Source organism: Aliidiomarina celeris, from assembly GCF_003316875.1.
GTDB classification, from domain to species: Bacteria; Pseudomonadota; Gammaproteobacteria; order Enterobacterales; family Alteromonadaceae; genus Aliidiomarina; species Aliidiomarina celeris.
Genome location: NZ_QMIL01000001.1, coordinates 357,999 through 379,145, shown reverse-complemented (window position 1 = coordinate 379,145; position 21,147 = coordinate 357,999). Strand labels below are relative to the sequence as shown.

Sequence of the window (21,147 nt, the reverse complement as noted above, 5' to 3'; positions counted from 1 at the left end):
AAAGGAAACGAATGACAAACGAAATAAGCACGTACAACGGCTTTGTGGCTATTGTAGGGCGTCCAAACGTAGGTAAGTCTACGCTTTTGAATCAAATTCTTGGGCAAAAAGTAAGTATCACTTCAAAGAAAGCACAAACCACAAGGCATCGTATTCTCGGTATTGACACCGACGGCGGGTACCAAACCGTGTATGTAGACACGCCAGGTTTGCACAAAGAAGAAAAGCGCGCAATTAACCGGTTAATGAATAGAGCTGCAAGCTCGTCTATTGGCGACGTGGATCTCGTACTTTTTGTGGTAGAAGGCACGCATTGGACCGAAGACGATGAAATGGTAATGAATAAAATTCGTCAATCGGGACGGCCGGTAGCGCTGATTATTAATAAAATTGATCAGGTAAAAGACAAAGCAAGCTTGTTACCGCACATTAAAGGCTTAAGCGAACATTTAGACTTTGTTGATATTTTGCCCATGACGGCACGTTCGCAAGAGCAAATCCCCGTGCTTAAAGGGATAGTACGTAAATTTTTGCGGCCTGGCATTCATTTTTTCCCAGAGGACCATGTGACAGACCGTTCCGTAAGGTTTATGGCGGCGGAAATTATTCGCGAAAAGTTAATGCGCTTTACGGGCGACGAGCTGCCTTATTCAACCACCGTTGAAATTGAAAAATTTCAACAACAGGCGTCTGGCGTTACCCTTATTCACGCACTTATTTTAGTGGAGCGTGAAGGGCAAAAGCGCATGGTTATTGGCAATAAAGGCAGCAAGCTGAAAATCGTTGGCCAAGAAGCGCGGCGTGATATTGAACGGTTAATTGATAACCAAGTGAACTTGCAACTTTGGGTGAAAGTGAAGTCCGGTTGGGCCGACGATGAACGTGCGCTACGTAGTTTGGGGTACGGAGACGACTAATGACGCCGGCGTTTATTTTGCATCGCTGGCCCTTTCAAGAAACAAGCATGTTACTTGAACTGTTTACCCGCGACGCAGGCCGAGTGCGTGTAATTGCAAAGGGCGCTCGCAGCGCAAAGAATAAATGGCGTGGCGCATTACAGGCCTTTACTGAACTCGACGTGCTTTATCAAGGGCGGGGGGAGCTCGCTACGCTTACCCAAGCCGACTCGCTCAAAAGTTATGACTTGCAAGGTCATTTTTTGTACAGCGGTTTCTATTTAAACGAATTAGTGCAACGTGTGCTGCCCGAACGGTATGTAAACACCCATGTGTTCGACGATTACCGCCATACCCTGGGGTTGTTACAGCAAAAAGTGGCTTTAGAGCCGGTATTAAGAAAGTTCGAATGGCAATTGCTGCAGGCTATGGATATTAATATCGACTGGTTGAATGAAGCGGAGTGCGGTGAACCCCTTCATGCCAGCCGATTTTACCAACTGCAGCCGGAACGCGGGTTTTTGCTGCAGCCGAACGTCGAGACTGAGCAGCCACAAGCCCTTATTTTTAGTGGCCAAAACATAATAGCAATGGCTGATTTTCAGCTCGATACCGAACAGCGCTTGCGTTATTTTAAGTGGATTATGCGCGCGGTACTCCAACCTCACATTGGCAGTAAACCACTGCAGAGCCGCAATCTTTTTAGCCAAAATTAAATAGGTGGTATATGAATTCTCTTTTACTGGGTGTCAATATTGACCACATTGCAACCTTACGAAACGCACGCGGTGTGGCTTACCCTGATCCAGTGCATGCCGCAGCAGTTGCAGAGCAGGCCGGTGCTGATGGTATTACCGTTCATTTACGCGAAGACAGACGCCATATTAAAGATCGTGACGTGGAGTTGCTTGCCGAGACCTTGCAAACGCGAATGAATTTAGAAATGGCGATGACACCGGAGATGGTGAACATTGCCAAGCGTGTTGCTCCAACTTACGTGTGCTTAGTGCCGGAAAAGCGTGAAGAGCTTACCACCGAGGGTGGTCTCGACATTACCGGGCAACAGGAGCGGGTAAAAGACGTGGTTGCAGAGCTTTCGGAAGCGGGCATTTTAGTGAGTTTATTCATTGACGCCGACCACGCACAAATTGAAGCCGCTGCCGAAAGTGGCGCGCCCTATGTTGAACTGCATACCGGGCACTATGCGGAATGCACTGGCAAGCAGCAAGAGCAGGCATTGCGGGCTATTGAAAGCGGAGCACGCTACGCTAAACAACTTGGCTTAACGGTAAATGCAGGACATGGTTTGCACTATCACAATACGCACGCGATTGCGCGCATTCCGGAGCTTTACGAACTTAATATTGGCCATGCCATTATGGCCCGCGCTATGTTTTCGGGTTTGGCTGCGGCAGTGCAGGAAATGAAAAACATTATGCAGCAGGCGCGGCTGGGTTAAGCATGAGTGTAAAGGGTATTGGTACCGACATTGTTGCGGTTGCACGGATTACCGCCGCACTTTCGCGACAGCCCAGTTTTGCGGCGCGCATTTTAACGCCGCCAGAGCTAGAACAAATGCATACGGTGCGAGAGCCGGGTCGGTTATTAGCGAAACGCTTCGCCGCCAAAGAGGCTTGTTTAAAAGCGCTCGGCACGGGTTTAGCCAAGGGTATGAGTTGGCACGACATTGAAGTTCGCCATACTGAGGCTGGGCAACCTTATATCGTATTGGAAGGGGCAGCCGGTTTGCGCGCTGAACACCTCGGTGTAACTGAAGTTCAGCTTTCGATAAGTGACGAAACTGACTATGCTGTAGCCTTTGTAGTGTTAACCTAAGGCCTAGCGTAAAAGGTGCTTGGCAGGCTTTAATGGTTCTTCGTTGGTGAGGAACAGTGGTAGGAGGTAACCATGGTTCAGGTCCGCAATGTACATGTGGATAAACGACACGACGAGCACAGTAATTGGCTCGTTGCCATTTCCGATCCCAACCAACGTGACCTTCTTGTAGCGCTTGAAAGTAAATTATTGAGCCATGCGAACCTGCCGCCCGAAACGCGCTTCAAAGCGCGTGAAATGGTTGAAATACTCTCCTCACTGAATTTAGACCGCGCCGGCTTGTTGGCTGCCCTGTGTTTTCCGTATTACGAGGCGGGGGCAGTAGACAGCGACTGGTTAATCAACCACACCAATAAAGAAACCTGTGTTCTGGTAGAAACTGTGCAACAAATGCAAAGCATTAGCGAGTTGCAACACTTTCGTCGTGGCAAGCCAAGTGAAGGGCAAATTGACACAGTGCGGCGTATGCTATTGGCCATGGTGGAAGACGTAAGAGCCGTTTTAATTAAACTTGCGGAGCGAATTTGCCATTTACGCGTGGTTAAACTTGCGGATGAAGAAGAGCGTGTATTAGCTGCGAAAGAATGTAGCGAAATTTACGCGCCGCTTGCAAACCGGCTTGGCATTGGTCAATTAAAGTGGGAGCTTGAGGACCTCGCGTTTCGCTATTTGCACCCCACGGTTTATATGGCAATTGCCAAACAACTGGACGAAAAGCGCTCACAACGTGAAAGCTATATTGTTAATTTTGTATCCGACCTACAGCATAGCCTTGCGGAACACCAAGTGGAGGCCGACGTTTATGGTCGGCCCAAGCATATTTTTAGCATTTATAAAAAAATGCAGAAAAAGAATCTGCAATTCGACGAACTGTTCGACATTCGTGCGGTTCGGGTAGTGACTCACAGCTTAAAAGACTGCTATGCCGCGCTCGGTGTGGTGCATACCAAGTGGCGTCATTTGGCCTCAGAATTCGACGACTATATTGCGACACCCAAAGCGAATGGCTACCAGTCTATTCATACGGTGGTGATTGGGCCGGAACAAAAGAATGTTGAAATTCAAATTCGTAGCCATCAAATGCACGACGACGCGGAATTAGGTGTTGCTGCTCATTGGATGTATAAAGAGGGCCAGATCGCGGGTAAAACGCAAGGCTACGAAGAAAAAATTGCTTGGTTACGTAAGCTCTTGGCGTGGCACGAAGACATGGCAGAAAACGAAGAATTGGTGCAAGAAATTCGCAGCCAAGTTTTCGAAGATCGCGTTTATGTGTTTACTCCAAAAGGTGACGTGATTGACTTACCCATGGGCTCTACGCCGCTGGATTTTGCCTATTATATTCATAGCCAAGTCGGGCACCGCTGCATTGGTGCAAAAGTAGACGGGCGAATTGTACCTTTTACCTATCGCTTACAGAATGCTGAGCGAGTTGAAATTCTCACCCAAAAAGAGCCAAATCCGAAACGCGATTGGATGAACCCGCAATTGGGTTATTTATTGTCGAGTCGAGCACGCAGCAAAGTACACGCGTATTTCAAGAAAATTGACCGAGAACAGTATTTGGCAGCAGGTAGAGATTTACTCGAAACTGAATTGCAACGCCATAACTTACCACTTTCTGACGCACAGCAGGCTGTTGAAAAGTTTAATATGACTCAACTCGACGACTTGTTAGTAGCTATTGGTGCGGGCGATGTTCGTTTGCATCAAGTGGTCAACTACTTAGTGGCAGAGCCCACTGACGAGCAAGAAGAGTTAGAGAAGCTAGCTGCAAAACGAAAACCGCCACGCAGAGAGAAAGCAAATCGTGACGGCGTAAAAGTGGCCGGTATTGGCAACCTGATGATGAGCTTTGCAAAATGTTGCCAGCCGATACCGGGCGACCCTATTGTGGGTTACATCACGCAAGGCCGTGGGGTGTCGGTTCACCATCAAGACTGTGATCAATTACACAAATTAGTGCTAGCAAGCCCAGGGCGCGGTATAGACGTGGAGTGGGTGAACGAAAAGCGACAAGCCTATAGCGTAACGCTGAGTATTCTGGCGTTTGACCGACCAGGGTTACTGCACGATATTACCAGTATTTTGAGTCACGAAAAATTAAACGTAACCGACGTAAATACCCGCCATGACAAAGAGGGGCAGGTATTTGTAGGTTTGTCGGTGTTGGTGCAGCATCAAGACGACGTACAGCGTTTAATTGCGAAATTGCAGCAAGTGTCACAGGTGCAAAATGTACAACGAAAATAATACCCAGCAACAAGTGCTGCGTGGTGTCGACCAGTTGTTAGCGGTAATGGCGCGGCTGCGCGACCCTCAGCAAGGCTGCCCGTGGGACTTGAAGCAAAGTATGCAAAGTTTGGTGCCCTATACCATTGAAGAAGCCTATGAAGTGGCGGCGGCTATAGCCGATTTAGGCGCAGTTGAAGAGGGCTCAAACCAAACTGAACGGGCGGCGTTGCAAGGCGAGCTCGGCGACTTGCTGTTCCAAGTGGTGTTTTACGCACAACTTGGAAAAGAAAGCCAATGGTTCGACTTTGACGATATTGCACAGGCCATGGCGGAAAAATTAATTCGCCGACACCCTCATGTGTTTGGCTCTGAAACCGTGAGTGACGCACATGAGGTGAAGCAGCGCTGGGAAGCTTTAAAAAGGTCCGAACGGGAAGAGAAGGGCGGGAACGAGACTGTTTTTGCCGATGTTCCCAACAATTTGCCAGCCATTTTAAAGGCCATGAAAATACAAAAACGGGCAGCGAGCGTTGGCTTTGACTGGCACACGATAGCGCCAGTGCTTGAAAAAATAGAAGAAGAACTCGCCGAGGTTCGAGAAGCCTTAACTGAAACCGAGATAAATATAAACCATGTGGAAGAGGAAATTGGTGACTTGCTCTTTGCGGTGGTTAATTTAGCCCGACATGCCAAGGTGAATCCAGAAACCGCTTTGGCGCGCACCAATCAAAAGTTTATGCGCCGTTTTGGTCATGTAGAAAGCGCGGTTGCCCAGGGAGCTGGGAACTTCGACCATTACTCGCTCGAACAATTAGAGGCCTTTTGGCAACAGGCAAAGAAAAAAGAGTAAGCGGAATTCCTGCACTGAATGATTGTTGAAAGGCAAAGCCTCGGGTATACTATTTTCCCGTCTTAAGTACTTTTCCAAACCAATCATTCACCTTGACGCAGCAGGTTATGCATGGCGACTAAATATATATTTGTAACCGGCGGAGTTGTTTCATCGCTGGGGAAAGGTATTGCGGCGGCTTCCCTTGCTTCAATCCTTGAAGCGCGTGGTTTAAAAACCACGATTATGAAGCTCGACCCATACATTAACGTTGACCCAGGCACTATGAGCCCGATTCAACACGGCGAAGTATTCGTAACCGAAGACGGCGCCGAAACCGACCTCGACTTGGGTCATTACGAGCGTTTCATTCGTACGCGCATGACCAAGAAAAACAACTTCACCACCGGCCGCGTATACGAAGACGTAATTCGCCGCGAACGCCGTGGCGAATTTTTAGGTGCGACCATTCAGGTTATTCCACACATTACCAATGAAATTAAGCGCCGTGTAATTGAAGGTGCCGACGGTTACGACATCGCGCTGATCGAAATTGGTGGCACAGTGGGTGACATTGAGTCGCAGCCTTTTCTGGAAGCAATTCGCCAGTTAGGAACTGAAGTGGGCCGTGAGCGAACGCTGTTCCTCCATTTAACCTTAGTGCCATTCCTCGGTGCTGCGGGTGAGGTGAAAACCAAGCCGACCCAGCATTCGGTGAAAGAATTACGTTCTATCGGTATTCAACCCGACATTTTGATTTGCCGCTCCGATCGCACTATTCCTGCCAATGAACGCGCGAAAATTGCACTCTTTACCAACGTACAAGAGCGGGCCGTTATTTCGTTAAAAGACGTTGACAGTATTTACAAAATCCCCTCTATTTTGAAGGCGCAAGGGCTCGATGAGTTAGTGGTTCAGCGGTTCGGTATTGATTGCCCAGAGGCCGACTTGGCTGAGTGGGAAAAGGTACTTTACCTCGAGTCGAACCCTAGTGGTGAAGTTACCATTGGTTTTGTGGGAAAATACGTGGAGTTGCCAGACGCCTATAAATCGGTCAATGAAGCTCTGGCGCATGCCGGTTTGCATAACCGCCTGACGGTCAACATTCGGTACATTGATGCGCAAGACCTCGAAACCAAAGGTACGGCTAAACTGGCGGATGTAGACGCTATTTTAGTTCCCGGCGGCTTCGGCGGCCGAGGTATTGAAGGTAAGATGATTGCAGCGCGCTATGCACGGGAAAACAATATTCCATACCTCGGTATTTGCTTGGGTATGCAAATAGCGCTGATCGAGTTTGCTCGCCATTGTGCCGGCATGAAAGGTGCAAACAGCACTGAGTTCGACGCCAATACGCCTTACCCTGTTGTGGGACTTATTGCGGAATGGATGGATAAGTCGGGTAACGTTGAGCAGCGCTCAGAAAATGACGATCTAGGCGGAACCATGCGGTTAGGGGCGCAAAAATGTCACCTTGAACCGGGTAGTAAAGTTCATGAAATGTACGGGGCAAACGAAGTGTATGAGCGCCACCGTCATCGCTACGAAGTGAACAACAATTTGCGTGCGCAAATTGAGCAAGCCGGGCTGAAATTTTCTGCACTGTCGGCAGACAAACAGCTTGTTGAAGGCATTGAGTTGCCTGACCACCCATGGTTTATTGCGGTGCAGTTTCACCCTGAGTTCACCTCAACACCACGCGACGGGCACCCGTTGTTTTCAGGCTTTGTAGCGGCTGCGGCCGAGTATCAAGATCAACGTAGAAAGTAAAAGGACAAGTATGAGCCAGATTAAAAAAATTGTAGGCCGTGAGATTATGGATTCACGTGGTAATCCTACGGTAGAGGCCGACGTATGGTTGGAAGACGGTAGCTTTGGCCGTGCCGCAGCGCCGAGTGGAGCGTCTACGGGAAGCCGTGAAGCATTGGAGCTACGCGACAAAGACGCCGGCCGTTATTTGGGCAAGGGCGTTCTAAAAGCAGTGGGTCATATTAATGGTGCGATTGCGGCGGCCTTAGTGGGTATGGACGCATTGAACCAGCAAGCCATTGACGATGTTATGCTCAAGCTCGATGGTACTGAAAACAAAGAACAGTTAGGTGCAAACGCAATTCTTGCGGTGTCCTTAGCCGTAGCGAAAGCCGCCGCAGCTTCGCAAAAAATCGAATTATTTGCGCATATCGCGCAGTTGAATGGTACCGCCGACCAATTCAGCATGCCATTGCCCATGATGAACATTTTGAATGGCGGCGAACATGCCGACAACAATGTTGATATTCAAGAGTTTATGATTCAGCCGGTGGGCGCGAACAGCTTCTCGGAAGGCTTACGCATGGGCGCGGAAATTTTCCATGCACTGAAAGCGGTACTGCGCAATCGCGGCTTGTCGACTGCGGTAGGCGACGAAGGCGGTTTTGCGCCCGACTTAAAGTCGAATGAAGAAGCGCTAGAAGTGATTGCGGAAGCAGTGGCAAATGCAGGTTACACACTTGGCGACGATGTAACCTTGGCACTCGATTGTGCGGCTTCAGAGTTTTACCGCGACGGCAAATACCACTTAAGCGGTGAGGGCAAGTCGTTCACTGCTGAAGAGTTTGCGGAGTATCTGGCTGGCTTGTGCGACCGCTACCCAATTATTTCAATTGAAGATGGCCTTGACGAAAGTGACTGGGCCGGTTGGAAAGTTTTAACCGACCGTTTGGGTGATCGTGTGCAATTGGTTGGTGATGATTTATTCGTGACTAACACCAAAATTTTAAAACGCGGTATCGACCAAGGTATTGGCAACTCAATTTTGATTAAATTCAACCAAATTGGCAGCTTAAGTGAAACCTTGGCGGCTATTCGCATGGCTCACGACGCTGGCTTTACCGCTGTTATTTCCCATCGCTCGGGCGAAACAGAAGACGCAACCATTGCCGACTTAGCGGTGGGTACTGCGGCGGGGCAAATTAAAACCGGTAGTTTGTGCCGTTCCGATCGCGTTGCCAAATATAATCAGCTCCTTCGTATTGAGCAAATGCTGGGCGAAGTTGATTATCGCGGTCGTGCAGAAGTTCGTGCTGCGGCCCAATAAAGCAATTCGCGGCTAAAATGCAGTCGGACATTTTTGCTCTAAAACAACACAGCTCTGCCCATGCAGAGCTGTGTAATGCAATTTATGAACGAGAGTTGAATACTCTTGTTTATAGCGACGATAACGCTGACCGGCTGCGCCGCAAATTACGAAGCCTGCCTTATTACGTAAAACTTGCCGCCTGGCGGTTATTGGAAGCAGACACACCGCTGATTCTCGATTTGCAAAATGCAAGTTGGCAAGCGCCGCAACAAAGTAAGCCGATTATAAGCAAACCAACGCAACGCTTTGCACATTGGATTGAGCAACATGTTGCGCCCGGGTTACCGTTACCGGTAATGGTAGCGCAAGACTTTGAATGGCACGTCAAACTCGACAGCGTGGATCGTGTTGACTATGGCCAACAGCGTTTTCATTTGAACCGTTGGGGTTGGTGTAGCTTTTTGGGCGACTCGTTGGAACAACAATCAATTCGCGTATTAAAACCCTCTAAACAAAGCATGTCTGCTGCCTGTGCAGGGCACCGATGGAGCGACCATGGTAGGCTAGCGCCTAATGTATTGTCGTTGCGGGAGCTGCTGTTGAGCTCTCTTATTCATTGGCAAAACTTCACCCGCGCAACATTACCCAAGCGTGGTTAAAGATAGGGGTTTTTTCTTCCTCTTAAACTCGTCATAATGTTTACTCTTTGTTGCTAACGAACGGATTGGAAACGAATCCTCATGCGCGTACTTACCTTAGTTATGCTCGCAATTGTAGCGCTACTGCAGTACCGAATATGGTTCGGTCAGTACGGCGCCGGCGACTTGCGCCAATTACAAGCAGATGTGGAGCGCCAGGCCGAGTCGAACAATGCACTAAAACAACGAAACGAATTACTCTATGCCGACATTGAAGACTTGCGCGAGGCACATGAAGCCATTGAAGAGCGCGCGCGTAATGAACTGGGTATGGTAAAACCAGAAGAGACTTTTTTTCGCTTGATCGATAAGGACAATAATCCACAGTGACTGTGATAGCCATTGTACCTGCGGCAGGTATTGGTCAGCGGATGCAGTCTGACCGACCCAAGCAATATTTGCAGTTGGGGGAGCGAACTATTCTTGAGCATAGTGTAGAGGCGTTGTTAAACGGCAATCTCGTGGAATGTGTTTATGTGGCCGTGCAAGCGCAAGATCCTTACTTTGCTTCTTTACCCATAGCGCAACACCCACGCGTACGCCGTGTTCAAGGCGGCACTACTCGAGCCGAGTCTGTTCTTAGTGCTTTGAGCCAAGCTCGGAACGAGTGGCCAGCAAATACTATGGTTGCAGTACATGATGCCGCCCGACCCGGGCTCTCTCTTACCGTACTCAAGGCTTTGCTTGTGCGCGCAGCAGAACAACCAGAACAGGGTGCGATAGTGGCTATGCCCGCGTGGGATACGATGAAAATGGCGCACGCAGGTTCGGTAGAACAAACGATTGATCGACGGGCGCTGTGGCATGCGTTCACGCCTCAGGTTTTCCAGGTCGAGCGGCTATACAGCGCACTTACCGGCGCACTCAAAGCAGGTATAGAGATTACCGACGAGTCGTCTGCGATGGAATGGGCTGGGCACCGACCGGCGTTGGTTGAAGGCGAAGCCAAATTACGAAAGATTACCAGTCAAGACGACCTCATTATGGTGTCTGCGCTCTTGGCGAACGAAATCGGGAAAAATTAAAAGAGGTTAAGCATTGAATATTCGAATTGGTCAAGGCTACGACGTACATAAATTTGGTGGCGAAGGGCCAGTACGCATTGGGGGTATTGATATTCCGTACGAGCAGGGCCTTGTTGCTCACTCCGACGGCGATGTTTTGTTACATGCATTAACGGATGCTCTTTTGGGCGCCATTGGCGAAGGCGACATTGGCTTGTGGTTTCCCGATAATGATCCGCAGTTTAAAGGTGCCGATAGTAGCACGTTACTGACAGCGGTTATGGACCGCGTGCGAGCGCTCGGGTACAGCATTAGTAATATTGATTTAACGGTTATTTGTGAACGGCCGAAAATAAATCCACACAGAGAACAAATAAAAATGCGAGTTGCAGAGGTATTAAAGCTGCCGCAAAGCCGTGTAAATATTAAAGCTACCACCACAGAAGGATTAGGTTTTACGGGCCGTAAAGAGGGCATAGCAGCGATGGCGGCTGTTTTGTTAGTGGCAGAGCATGACTGAGCTTAAGTATTTGTACGGAAAGCCACTTGCAGAAGCTGTGTTCAAGGCAGAACCCGAAGACTTTATCGTGAATGAAATTCTTGGTTTCGAGCCGGAGCCAAATGCAGCAGGGCAGCATCATTGGCTCTATATTCAAAAAACCGGCATGAATACGGAGTTTCTAGCGAGAAAGCTCGCCGATTTTGCCAATGTGCAGCCTCGCGAAGTAAGTTTTTCTGGTTTGAAAGACCGCCATGCCGTTACGCAACAATGGTTTTCGGTGGAGTTACCCGCCAAAACTGAGGTGAATTGGAGTCACTTTGAAGAGCCGGGTGCACTAATTCTAAAACAGGTGAGAAGTGGTCGAAAATTGCGCCGAGGAACTCACCAAGCGAATGAGTTTTCGATATTGCTCCGCTCGGTGACCGAACCTGATTTAGTGAACCAGCGCTTAAGCCTCATTGCGCAAGGGGTACCTAATTACTTTGGGCCTCAACGATTTGGTCATGAAGGGCGAAATATTGATAAGGCAAAGGCGATGTTTGCTGGCCGGCGGGTAAAAGACCGTAATCTGAGAAGTTTATTGTTGTCGGCGGCGCGGTCTTGGTTATTTAATCAGATTGTAGACGCGCGTTTAGCTGCGTTTGGTTTAGAGCCGGTAGCCGGTGACGCGATGCAATTGCAGGGGAGCCATTCCTTTTTTCTCGCCGACACCATTGATGATACTGTACGCGCCCGTTTAGCCGAAGGTGATATTGCAATAACGGCACCCCTACCGGGTAGAAAAAAGAAAGCGCGCGATGAAATAGAGCGCAGTGAGAAAGCTTCAGAGGCGGAACGGTTTGAGGCATCGGTGTTGGAACCATATCAAGCGTGGCTTGACGGCTTAATCCGTGCGGGTGTTGAACAACATCGGCGCACGCTGATGTTACGACCGGTAGATTTTGAATGGAACTGGGAAGGCGAACATTTGCGTTTGCACTTTCGTTTGGAAGCCGGCGCATTTGCTACGTCGGTGCTACGCGAATTGGTTCAATTAAAGGAGAGCTCTGGTGCGCATTTTATTGAGTAACGACGATGGTGTTCGTGCGCCAGGTTTAGCGGCGTTGTACAAGGCGTTAGAGCCCAAAGCCGAGGTAACGGTGATTGCGCCTGACCGGAACTGCAGTGGCGCCAGTAATTCCTTAACATTACATAACCCGCTGCGAGTTGAACAGCTTGAAAATGGATTTTTCAGTGTCAATGGCACACCGACCGACTGTGTTCACATTGGCACCAATTCGCCGCTGAGTTTGGCGCCTGATCTCGTTATTTCCGGAATAAATGATGCCCCGAATATGGGCGACGATGTTATTTACTCGGGCACTGTTGCAGCAGCCACCGAGGGCCGCCATATGGGGTTTCCTGCTATTGCAGTGTCGATGGCTGAACATGGCCACGACTGGTATGAAACAGCAGCGCGCGTGGTCGCTGATTTGGTTGAAAAATTAAAACAAGCACCGTTAAGCTCCGACTTTATTTTGAATGTGAACGTGCCTTACTGTGATTACGAGCAACTGAAAGGTATGCGTATGACCCGGCTTGGCCGTAGGCACCGAGCCGGTGGCATGATTCGAGCGAGTGATCCGCGCGGGCACGAAATATTTTGGTATGGTCCGGTAGGCGACCAACGTGACGACGGCCCGGGCACAGACTTTGCGGCCGTGCGCGACGGGTATGTGTCGATAACGCCGCTTACCGTAGACATGACTGCTCACCAAGACTGGCAACACGTAGAAACATGGTTAACCGAAAATGCTTAAAAACTTTCAAGGTCAAGCACGCAAACTGGTTGCGCAGTTAGCGCAATTAGGAATAGCAGACACAACAGTGCTGGATATTATGGCAAGAACGCCGCGCCACGCGTTTATGCCAGAGTCGTTGGTGCACAAAGCTTACGAAAACACAGCATTGCCGATTGGCAATGGGCAAACCATTTCCCAACCTTTTATTGTGGCGAAAATGACAGCCATATTGCGCCAAGCCGAGCGACCCATGCAAAAAGTACTCGAAATTGGTACGGGTTCGGGATATCAAACCGCAGTATTGGCACAACTTATCGAGCAGGTGTTTTCGGTTGAACGCATTAGTGCTTTGCAATACCAAGCCAAGCGGCGGATGAAACAACTCGAACTGCATAATATTCAAATGCGCCATGGCGACGGTTGGGAAGGGTGGCGCAGTAAAGCACCTTTTGATGGTATTTTGGTGACCGCGGCAGCCGTACAGGTTCCAGAGGCGTTATTGGCACAATTGAACCCAGACGGTGGCCGTTTGGTCATTCCTGTGGGCGATAGGCAGCAGGAACTTAGAGTGATTGAACGCTTTGGCGACGACTATCGCGAACAAAAAAGTGGCGAAGTGCGCTTTGTTCCATTAGTGAAAGGTGAGTTGGCCTGATGCAGCACTTCAAGGAGCAATAAAGTTGGCGAAGCGTTTAGAAATAAACAGAACTCTTGTGGGTGTACTCTGTATGAGTATTGTTTTTCTTTCTGCTTGTGCTCCTCATCAACCCGCGCCCGTTACCAACGTTCATCGTGGCCCTACCTTTCATGATTACCAACAAGGATCATGGTCGGCAGAAAGTTACGAAGTTCGCCGCGGCGACACTCTTTATTCCATTGCGTTTCGGGCGAATATGGATATTCGACAAGTCGCTCAACTAAATAACTTACAAGAACCTTATGTAATTTTTCCGGGGCAAATTTTACAACTTAGCGCTGAGTCGACCTCGGTTGCTCAACAACAACATACAGCAACTCCGCAGAATCAACCGCCTGCGCAAGCCACCGAACCGACTACTAGTCAAGTTAGGAATAACGTACCTGAGGTTTCAGTTGCAAATGATATAAGTCCACCTGTTGTCAGTTCGCCTCAGACAGCGTATGGTGAAAATGTAAACAACGCAAAAACTAATGAAATTCAGCCGATTAGAGCGATTACGAACCCGCGAGAACGAACCATTGCAAATGCAGACTTGAATTGGCAATGGCCAAACCGAGGGCAAATAACACGGCGCTTTTCAACTCAAGAGCCCATGAATAGAGGCTTAGAAATAGCTGGGCAACGCGGGGAACCCGTAGTTGCTGCAGAAGCGGGTAAGGTTGTTTATGTGGGTACCGCACTACGCGGTTATGGTCGTCTCATCATTTTGAAACATAACGATGACTATATTACTGCCTACGGCCATAACGAAGAACTTATGGTGGTGGAGCAACAATGGGTTGAAGCAGGACAACAAATAGCAACAATGGGTAGCAGTGGTCGAAATGACGTTCGGCTGCGTTTTGAATTGAGGTTTAGAGGGAACTCCGTTAATCCGGAGAATTACCTACCCCGTTCAAGATAAGCGCCCAGCGCAGGCAAGGAGAGAACAATGGGGAACCAACGGAATATACACGACAGCAGTGACGACATGGTTGATTCGGTCAGCGACGATGTAGTGGACGAAGCTCATGAGCGTGATGAAGTTGATCTTGAACTCGAAGACGCCTTAGCGAATTCAACCAAATACAAACGAAAGCTCGATGCAACGCAAATGTACCTAAGCGAAATCGGCTTTTCTCCCTTACTTACCGCCGAAGAAGAAGTTTTTTATTCGCGTAAAGCTTTAAAAGGAGACGAAAAATCTCGGCAGCGCATGATAGAAAGTAACTTACGGTTAGTGGTAAAAATTGCGCGCCGTTACAACAACCGTGGTTTAGCTTTACTCGATTTAATTGAAGAAGGTAATTTAGGGCTGATCAGAGCTGTAGAAAAGTTTGATCCCGAACGTGGTTTTCGCTTTTCAACCTACGCAACCTGGTGGATTCGGCAAACCATTGAACGGGCGATCATGAATCAAACCCGTACCATTCGACTTCCCATTCATGTCGTGAAGGAACTCAATATTTACTTACGCGCCGCGCGTGAGCTTGCCCATAAGCTCGATCATGAGCCTACTGCCGAAGATATTGCGACAAGCTTGGATTGCTCGGTGGACGACGTGAACAAAATGATGCGTTTGAACGAACGCATTTCCTCGGTAGATACACCTTTGCCCGGTGACGGAGATAAAGGCTTACTCGATATTATTCCCGACGAAAAAGCGGGTGGGCCAGAAAGTATTACCCAAGACAACGACATGCACGAACGTATTCTGGAATGGCTCGATGTACTCAACGACAAACAAAAAGAAGTGCTTGCCCGGCGTTTTGGATTATTAGGCTATGAGCCGTCAACACTTGAAGATGTAGGCAAAGAAATAGGCCTCACCCGCGAACGGGTAAGGCAAATTCAAGTAGAAGCACTGCGCAAACTTAAAGAACTTCTTCGCCAGCAAGGCTTAAGCTTAGAGTCCATTTTCGCTGTCGACTAGTTGCTCGGCTTCGATTGTTTGAGTTGATAGAGTAACTCCAACGCAGCTTTAGGCGATAATTGGTCGGGGTCGGCTTGGTCGAGCAGAGCAAGGCGTGGATCGGTCGGCTCCGGCATCAAAGGCTCGGGTTCAGACTGAAACAAACTCTGCTGCTTACCGTGGTGCTGGCTTTGTTCGAGTTGTTTGAGTTTTTTCTGCGCAGACGCCACCACATGTGCGGGTACGCCCGCCAGCTTAGCAACCTGAACACCAAAACTTTTACTGGCAGCGCCAGATTTTACATGATGCTGAAAGGCGATTACATCGCCTTGCTCTATGGCGTCGAGATGTAAATTATGCGTTCCCTGCAGTTGCGCGGCTAACTCTGTAAGCTCAAAATAATGGGTAGCAAACAGAGTTAAGCATTGCAGCCGAGCCAGCTCGTGGGCGGTGGCCCACGCCAGCGACAAGCCGTCGTAGGTTGAGGTACCACGACCAATTTCATCCATCAGCACTAAACTATGTGCTGTAGCTTGGTGCAAAATAGAAGCGGTTTCTGACATTTCAACCATAAAAGTTGAGCGACCCGACGCGAGATCGTCAGACGCGCCAATGCGGGTAAGTATGCGGTCGATGGCTCCTACGGTGCAGCGTTGCGCGGGTACAAAGCTGCCGATATGAGCGAGTAGGGTAATGAGTGCCACTTGACGCATGAACGTAGATTTTCCGCCCATATTTGGCCCGGTTATAATGTGAAGCCGCTGTTCTGCATTAAAGGTAACGTTGTTGGCAATAAAAGGCTCGCTTTGCGCAACCTCCACCACGGGGTGGCGGCCCTGTTCAATGCAAAGCTCGTTTTGTTCGCTAAATTCTGGCCGCTGGTACTGCAGCGTTTCGGCGCGCTCGGCAAAGCAACTTAAAACGTCGAGCTCTGCAAGTTCTAATGCTACCGTTTGCAGTAACTCGAGTGGCTCGAGTAAAGCGGTGAGTAACTCTTGATAAAGGTTTTTTTCCAACGCCAGTGCTTGGCTTTGGCTTTTTAGCACTTTGTCTTCGAAGACTTTTAACTCCGGAATAATATAGCGTTCGGCATTCTTTAAAGTTTGCCGACGTTGGTATTCTTGCGGCACAGCATCGGATTGGCTGCGGCTTACTTCAATGTAGTAACCGTGCACGCGATTAAAACCTATTTTCAACTGCGCAATCCCGGTGCGCTCTCGCTCCCGTGCTTCTAATGCCTCAAGCTCCTGGGTACCCCCGTCGCTGAGCGCCCGCAGTTGGTCGAGTTCAGCATGAAAACCGGGCGCAATTACACCCCCGTCGCGCAATACAACGGGCGGATTTTCAACAATAGCTTCGGTTAAATATTGATGCAGCTCAGTTAGAGTGTCCGACTGGGTGAGTGGGTGAGGATAATCACAATCGGTTAAGCACTGATAGAGTGTTGGTAAAACGCTAAGTGCTTCTCGTAAACGCGCTAAGTCCCGTGGTCGGGCACTTTGTAAGGCCACTCGGCCAAGTACGCGCTCTAGGTCGCCCACTTGTTTCAGTGGCGTTTGCAGGTCATGAAATGCTTGTACCTGCAGTAAATGCTCGACACAATCAAGCCGCGCGTTAATTTCGGCGTGGCTGCGCAATGGTGCGTGTAACCAACGTCGTAAAAGGCGGCTTCCCATGGCGGTTGCGGTGTGATCGAGTACCGCGGCAAGGGTAAAGTCGTCACCACCACGCAGATTTTGCGTTAGTTCAAGGTTTCGTCGCGTGGCGCGGTCGAGGTGAAGATGGTGCTCTCTATTTTCTTTCAAAATACGCCGCAAGTGCGGAAGTGCGGTGCGCTGTGTGTCTTTTACATACTGCAAAATACAGCCCGCGGCGCCGAGGTTAAGGGTATTGCTCGCTAAACCGAAACCCAGTAAGTCTTGGGTTTGAAACTGGCGGCATAAGGCCGTGTAAGCGCTGTCGTGCTCAAACTCCCATTCAGGTCTGCGCCGGCATCCTTTATGTTTGGCCAAATAAGCGGGCAGCTGCCACTGTTCTGGATATAAAATTTCCGCGGGTTGTAGGCGTTCTAATTCGCTTTGTAATTGGTGTTCATTGCGAATGTCGAGAACGCGGAAATCGCCCGACGACAACTCAAAACTGGCGCACGAAAAACCGTTTTTGAATGGTGCGATCGCCAACAAGAGATTCTGTTGATGAGCGTCGAGTAAGGCTTCGTCGCTTACTGTTCCCGGCGTGAGTACCCGTACCACTTTGCGCTCGACTGGACCTTTGCTGGTGGCTGGGTCGCCTACTTGTTCGCAAATGGCTACCGATTCACCTAATCGAATTAAACGTGCGAGATAGCCTTCAACGGCATGATAAGGAACCCCTGCCATCGGAATGGGCGTTCCTGCCGACTGACCGCGGTGAGTCAGCGAAATATCGAGCAACTCCGCGGCGCGCTTGGCGTCTTGGTAAAATAATTCGTAAAAGTCGCCCATGCGATAAAACAGCAAAATGTCCGGGTGCTCGGCTTTAAGCGCCAAGTATTGCTGCATCATTGGCGTATGTGCAGTAGTGTCTTTATTCATGAGGTCGCGTTATATTTGAAAACCATGTTACTGGGTATGATCGCGTTTTCAGGGCCAAATGCCAAGCGAACAACGTGATTTTCCGAATATTTTTCCGGAGGTTTTATGTCAACAGCTGATCGCATTCGGGTTTGCCAAATAGCCGAGCAATTGTTGTACCGAAAATGGCGTTTCGGCACTGCAGAATCCTGTACCGGAGGCGGTGTGGCGGTTACCTGTACTAGCTTGCCTGGCAGTTCACGCTGGTTTGAAGGTGGCATTGTGAGCTATAGCAATGCGTTGAAACGAAACTTGCTCGGGGTTCAAAAAGCAACGCTAGACGCCTATGGCGCCGTGTCTGAAGCGTGCGCAGTTGAAATGGCCAAGGGTGCGCAGCAAACATTAGCGTGTGAGGTTACCTTAAGTATCACTGGCATTGCGGGGCCCGACGGGGGTACCGCAGACAAGCCGGTAGGCACAGTTTGTTTTGCTTGGGCTATTGGCGAAAATGTTTGGAGTGAAACCAAAATATTTAACGGCAATAGAGAGAAAATTAGGGCAGATTCGGCCAGTTATGCACTGGTTAAACTTGCAGGGTTTATTCAACTGTAAGTTTTTTCACGCTTCTAAATTATTTAATAACAACAAGTTACAATTAATGTTGTAAGAAATTGCGGAACTAACTTGATACTGTATGAATCACCAGTATACTAAGTGTCATTGAAAGCCACTGAACTGGAGCACACTTCCATGAATGAGAATAAACAAAAAGCATTAACGGCAGCACTTGGGCAAATTGAGCGTCAATTTGGTAAAGGCGCAATTATGCGCTTAGGTGACAACCGCGCCCTTGATATTGAAGCTATTTCTACAGGCTCGTTAAGTTTGGATATAGCGCTGGGTATTGGTGGTTTGCCGTGTGGCCGAGTGATTGAAATTTATGGACCAGAGTCGAGTGGTAAAACAACATTAACATTGCAAGTTATCGCAGAAGCACAGCGAAATGGTAAAACCTGCGCATTCGTAGACGCGGAACACGCTCTTGATCCTGTGTATGCACAAAAATTAGGTGTAAATGTAGACGAATTATTGGTGTCACAACCCGACACCGGTGAACAAGCACTAGAAATCTGCGACATGTTAGTACGTTCTGGTGCGGTAGACGTGATTATCGTCGACTCGGTAGCTGCACTGACACCGAAAGCAGAAATTGAAGGTGAAATGGGCGACAGCCATGTTGGCTTGCAAGCGCGGCTAATGTCGCAAGCGCTACGTAAACTGACCGCTAACATTAAAAAGTCCAACACCATGTGTATTTTCATTAACCAAATTCGCATGAAGATTGGGGTTATGTTTGGTAGCCCAGAAACTACAACAGGCGGTAATGCACTCAAGTTCTATGCGTCAGTTCGTCTCGACATTCGCCGTATTGGTTCAATTAAAGAAGGCGACGAGGTGGTGGGTAATGAAACCCGCGTGAAAGTTGTAAAGAATAAAGTTGCTCCTCCTTTCAAAGAGGCACTATTCCAGATTATGTATGGCGCTGGAATTTCAAAAGAGGGTGAGCTAATTGATCTCGGCGTAAAACACAAACTAGTAGATAAAGCTGGTGCTTGGTATAGCTACCAGGGTGATAAAATTGGTCAAGGTAAAGCAAACTCTATGAAGTTCTTGAAAGAGAACCCTGCAATTTCTCAAGATATTGAGAAGAAGTTGCGCGATATGCTCTTACTAAAACCGACTATTGCACCCGAAGATCTGGAAACCCCAGCACTTCCAGACGAATCGGTGGATTAAGGCTTAGTTGCTTTATAGAATAGTTAGAGGATTGTTTTATAGAGATAAATAATTTAATGAACGGCGGTTACTTAAATAAGTGACCGCCGTTTTTTATTGTTCTGGTGATATTTATTCCGACTTGCTGAGGCTTTCCGACCATTGCAGCGCCTGAGTGTAGAGTTCGGGCATAAGGCCGGAGTCTATTTGTAGTCTTTCCGCTAACCAGCTGACCCGCTGCCAGTTTGCTTGCTCGTAGTTTTGAATCAAACTTAAACAATAGGCGAGCTTGCCTTTCTTCAATATTAACGCGTCTTGAATTTCTTCATTCACCTCTATGCGTGAAAGAATAACGTTAAAGTCTTCGTCGAGAATCGCGTCGAGTACGGAAAACATACCGGTTAGAAAAGCACGTTCGCTGTTAATTTCGATTTCTGCATGTTCAGCAATAAGTTCGCAAAGGCGAGCGCGAATCATAGACAGTTTCACGAGCTCTGTTGGTTTACTGTTGGCGAGTTGGGCTGTTGCAATGAGCGATGCAAATTTCTTGAGTTCCACCTCGCCTAAAAATACTATGGCTTGTTTTAATGTTTCAATATTTCGGCCGTAACCAAAGGCGGTAGAGTTTACATAGCGCAAGAGTTTATACGTTAGCCCAACGTCTTGGGCAAACACGTTGGAAATGGTGGTGAAGTCTATTTCGGTTTGTGCACAGGCTTGCAGTAACTGGGTATACACCAACATATTGGGTGCAAAAGATTTTCGTTGCAGCAGTTCAGGCCGGGCAAAGAAATAGCCTTGGAAGTACTGAAAACCCAAGGCGAAAAACTTTGAAAATTGCGCCTCGGTTTCCACTTTTTCTGCGAGTAATTCGAAGTTGTATTGCTTTGTGAGTGAGCGTAGGTGATTTACTTGGGTGTCATTGGCTATGGTTAAATCAACTTTCACAATATCAATGAGATTAAGAACGCTGAACCATTTGGGGTCGAAATTAAAGTCGTCAAGTGCGAGCCGATAGCCTTTTTTCTTTAATGATCGCAGTGCAGTAAATACGGCTTCGGTGGGCTGCACCGATTCGAGTATTTCAACAACAATTTCTTTGGGCGGAAGCAGTGTCGGGAGCTCTTGTAACAGTGCTATTTCGGAAAAGTTGATAAAGGCGAGGTTGCTGTTGGTAATTTCGTTGATATTGGTTTGAAATTGACTATTTTCTATCAAACTTGCTGTTGCGGCTTCTGCCGAAATGTCTGGAAAGGCATTGTCGGTGCCGTTTCTAAAAAGAAGCTCATACGCATAAAGCGATTTTTTGCGATCGAGTATAGGCTGCCGAGCAATATAAAAAAACATGAAAAACCTTTGGCCCTACGACACCGCAACACGCTTTCGCGG

At 48.5% G+C, this 21,147-nt stretch carries 21 protein-coding genes; 19 read left to right on the top strand and 2 right to left on the bottom strand.

Annotated features, from left to right (window positions below):
* Nucleotides 1–11 precede the first annotated feature (11 nt).
* The 17 genes from era (at nt 12) to rpoS (ending at nt 15,451) form a co-directional block, all read left to right on the top strand.
* Nucleotides 12–917, top strand: a complete 906-nt coding sequence (era, locus tag DQW12_RS01795) for a GTPase Era (protein ID WP_113905988.1) — start codon at nt 12–14, stop codon at nt 915–917.
* A complete protein-coding gene (gene recO / locus DQW12_RS01790; protein WP_113905987.1) occupies nt 917–1,612 on the top strand; it encodes a DNA repair protein RecO in 696 nt (231 codons plus the stop codon). The genes era and recO overlap by 1 nt, the downstream gene beginning before the upstream one ends.
* 11 nt (nt 1,613–1,623) lie before the next feature.
* The gene (pdxJ, locus tag DQW12_RS01785; RefSeq protein ID WP_113905986.1) at nt 1,624–2,355 is read left to right on the top strand and encodes a pyridoxine 5'-phosphate synthase; all 732 of its coding nucleotides are present in this window, start codon (nt 1,624–1,626) and stop codon (nt 2,353–2,355) included.
* Nucleotides 2,356–2,357: 2 nt separating this feature from the next.
* Complete coding sequence (gene acpS / locus DQW12_RS01780) at nt 2,358–2,732, top strand: holo-ACP synthase (protein WP_113905985.1); 375 nt, start codon at nt 2,358–2,360, stop codon at nt 2,730–2,732.
* 72 nt (nt 2,733–2,804) lie between these two features.
* Nucleotides 2,805–4,985 carry a GTP diphosphokinase gene (gene relA / locus DQW12_RS01775; RefSeq protein ID WP_113905984.1) on the top strand — a complete coding sequence of 727 codons (2,181 nt, stop codon included), beginning with the start codon at nt 2,805–2,807 and terminating at the stop codon, nt 4,983–4,985.
* Entirely contained in the window at nt 4,969–5,817 is an 849-nt protein-coding gene (mazG, locus tag DQW12_RS01770; RefSeq protein ID WP_198683875.1) for a nucleoside triphosphate pyrophosphohydrolase, read from the top strand. The genes relA and mazG overlap by 17 nt, the downstream gene beginning before the upstream one ends.
* 111 nt (nt 5,818–5,928) lie before the next feature.
* Nucleotides 5,929–7,566 carry a CTP synthase gene (gene pyrG / locus DQW12_RS01765; protein ID WP_113905983.1) on the top strand — a complete coding sequence of 546 codons (1,638 nt, stop codon included), beginning with the start codon at nt 5,929–5,931 and terminating at the stop codon, nt 7,564–7,566.
* A gap of 10 nt (nt 7,567–7,576) precedes the next feature.
* On the top strand, nt 7,577–8,872 hold the full coding sequence (gene eno, locus DQW12_RS01760) for a phosphopyruvate hydratase (RefSeq protein ID WP_113905982.1): 1,296 nt from the start codon (nt 7,577–7,579) through the stop codon (nt 8,870–8,872).
* Between the two features lie 17 nt (nt 8,873–8,889).
* Entirely contained in the window at nt 8,890–9,513 is a 624-nt protein-coding gene (locus DQW12_RS01755) for a hypothetical protein (RefSeq protein WP_113905981.1), read from the top strand.
* A gap of 81 nt (nt 9,514–9,594) precedes the next feature.
* Nucleotides 9,595–9,882, top strand: a complete 288-nt coding sequence (gene ftsB, locus DQW12_RS01750) for a cell division protein FtsB (protein WP_113905980.1) — start codon at nt 9,595–9,597, stop codon at nt 9,880–9,882.
* Entirely contained in the window at nt 9,879–10,577 is a 699-nt protein-coding gene (gene ispD / locus DQW12_RS01745; RefSeq protein ID WP_232819859.1) for a 2-C-methyl-D-erythritol 4-phosphate cytidylyltransferase, read from the top strand. The genes ftsB and ispD overlap by 4 nt, the downstream gene beginning before the upstream one ends.
* Nucleotides 10,578–10,590: 13 nt before the next feature.
* The gene (gene ispF / locus DQW12_RS01740; protein WP_232819858.1) at nt 10,591–11,076 is read left to right on the top strand and encodes a 2-C-methyl-D-erythritol 2,4-cyclodiphosphate synthase; all 486 of its coding nucleotides are present in this window, start codon (nt 10,591–10,593) and stop codon (nt 11,074–11,076) included.
* Nucleotides 11,069–12,127 (top strand): tRNA pseudouridine(13) synthase TruD, encoded by a 1,059-nt coding sequence (gene truD / locus DQW12_RS01735; RefSeq protein WP_113905979.1) that lies wholly within the window; start codon nt 11,069–11,071, stop codon nt 12,125–12,127. Before ispF ends, truD begins: the two co-directional genes overlap by 8 nt.
* Nucleotides 12,105–12,857 carry a 5'/3'-nucleotidase SurE gene (gene surE, locus DQW12_RS01730; RefSeq protein WP_113905978.1) on the top strand — a complete coding sequence of 251 codons (753 nt, stop codon included), beginning with the start codon at nt 12,105–12,107 and terminating at the stop codon, nt 12,855–12,857. The genes truD and surE overlap by 23 nt, the downstream gene beginning before the upstream one ends.
* Nucleotides 12,850–13,494: a protein-L-isoaspartate(D-aspartate) O-methyltransferase gene (locus DQW12_RS01725; protein WP_113905977.1), complete on the top strand. Its 645-nt coding sequence runs from the start codon at nt 12,850–12,852 to the stop codon at nt 13,492–13,494. Before surE ends, DQW12_RS01725 begins: the two co-directional genes overlap by 8 nt.
* A 73-nt stretch (nt 13,495–13,567) precedes the next feature.
* Nucleotides 13,568–14,443, top strand: a complete 876-nt coding sequence (locus tag DQW12_RS01720; RefSeq protein ID WP_113906590.1) for a peptidoglycan DD-metalloendopeptidase family protein — start codon at nt 13,568–13,570, stop codon at nt 14,441–14,443.
* A gap of 27 nt (nt 14,444–14,470) precedes the next feature.
* On the top strand, nt 14,471–15,451 hold the full coding sequence (gene rpoS / locus DQW12_RS01715; RefSeq protein WP_198683874.1) for an RNA polymerase sigma factor RpoS: 981 nt from the start codon (nt 14,471–14,473) through the stop codon (nt 15,449–15,451).
* Here the strand turns inward: rpoS and mutS are convergent.
* On the bottom strand, nt 15,448–18,003 hold the full coding sequence (mutS, locus tag DQW12_RS01710) for a DNA mismatch repair protein MutS (RefSeq protein WP_113905976.1): 2,556 nt from the start codon (nt 18,001–18,003) through the stop codon (nt 15,448–15,450). The genes rpoS and mutS overlap by 4 nt on opposite strands.
* 105 nt (nt 18,004–18,108) lie before the next feature.
* On the opposite strand from mutS, the gene DQW12_RS01705 reads away from it, so the two are divergent.
* Nucleotides 18,109–18,594, top strand: coding sequence for a CinA family protein (locus tag DQW12_RS01705; RefSeq protein WP_113905975.1), 486 nt, complete (start codon nt 18,109–18,111; stop codon nt 18,592–18,594).
* A gap of 138 nt (nt 18,595–18,732) precedes the next feature.
* Nucleotides 18,733–19,779: a recombinase RecA gene (recA, locus tag DQW12_RS01700; RefSeq protein ID WP_113905974.1), complete on the top strand. Its 1,047-nt coding sequence runs from the start codon at nt 18,733–18,735 to the stop codon at nt 19,777–19,779.
* 111 nt (nt 19,780–19,890) lie between these two features.
* Here the strand turns inward: recA and DQW12_RS01695 are convergent, their stop codons facing one another.
* On the bottom strand, nt 19,891–21,105 hold the full coding sequence (locus DQW12_RS01695) for an EAL and HDOD domain-containing protein (RefSeq protein ID WP_113905973.1): 1,215 nt from the start codon (nt 21,103–21,105) through the stop codon (nt 19,891–19,893).
* Nucleotides 21,106–21,147: the final 42 nt, after the last annotated feature.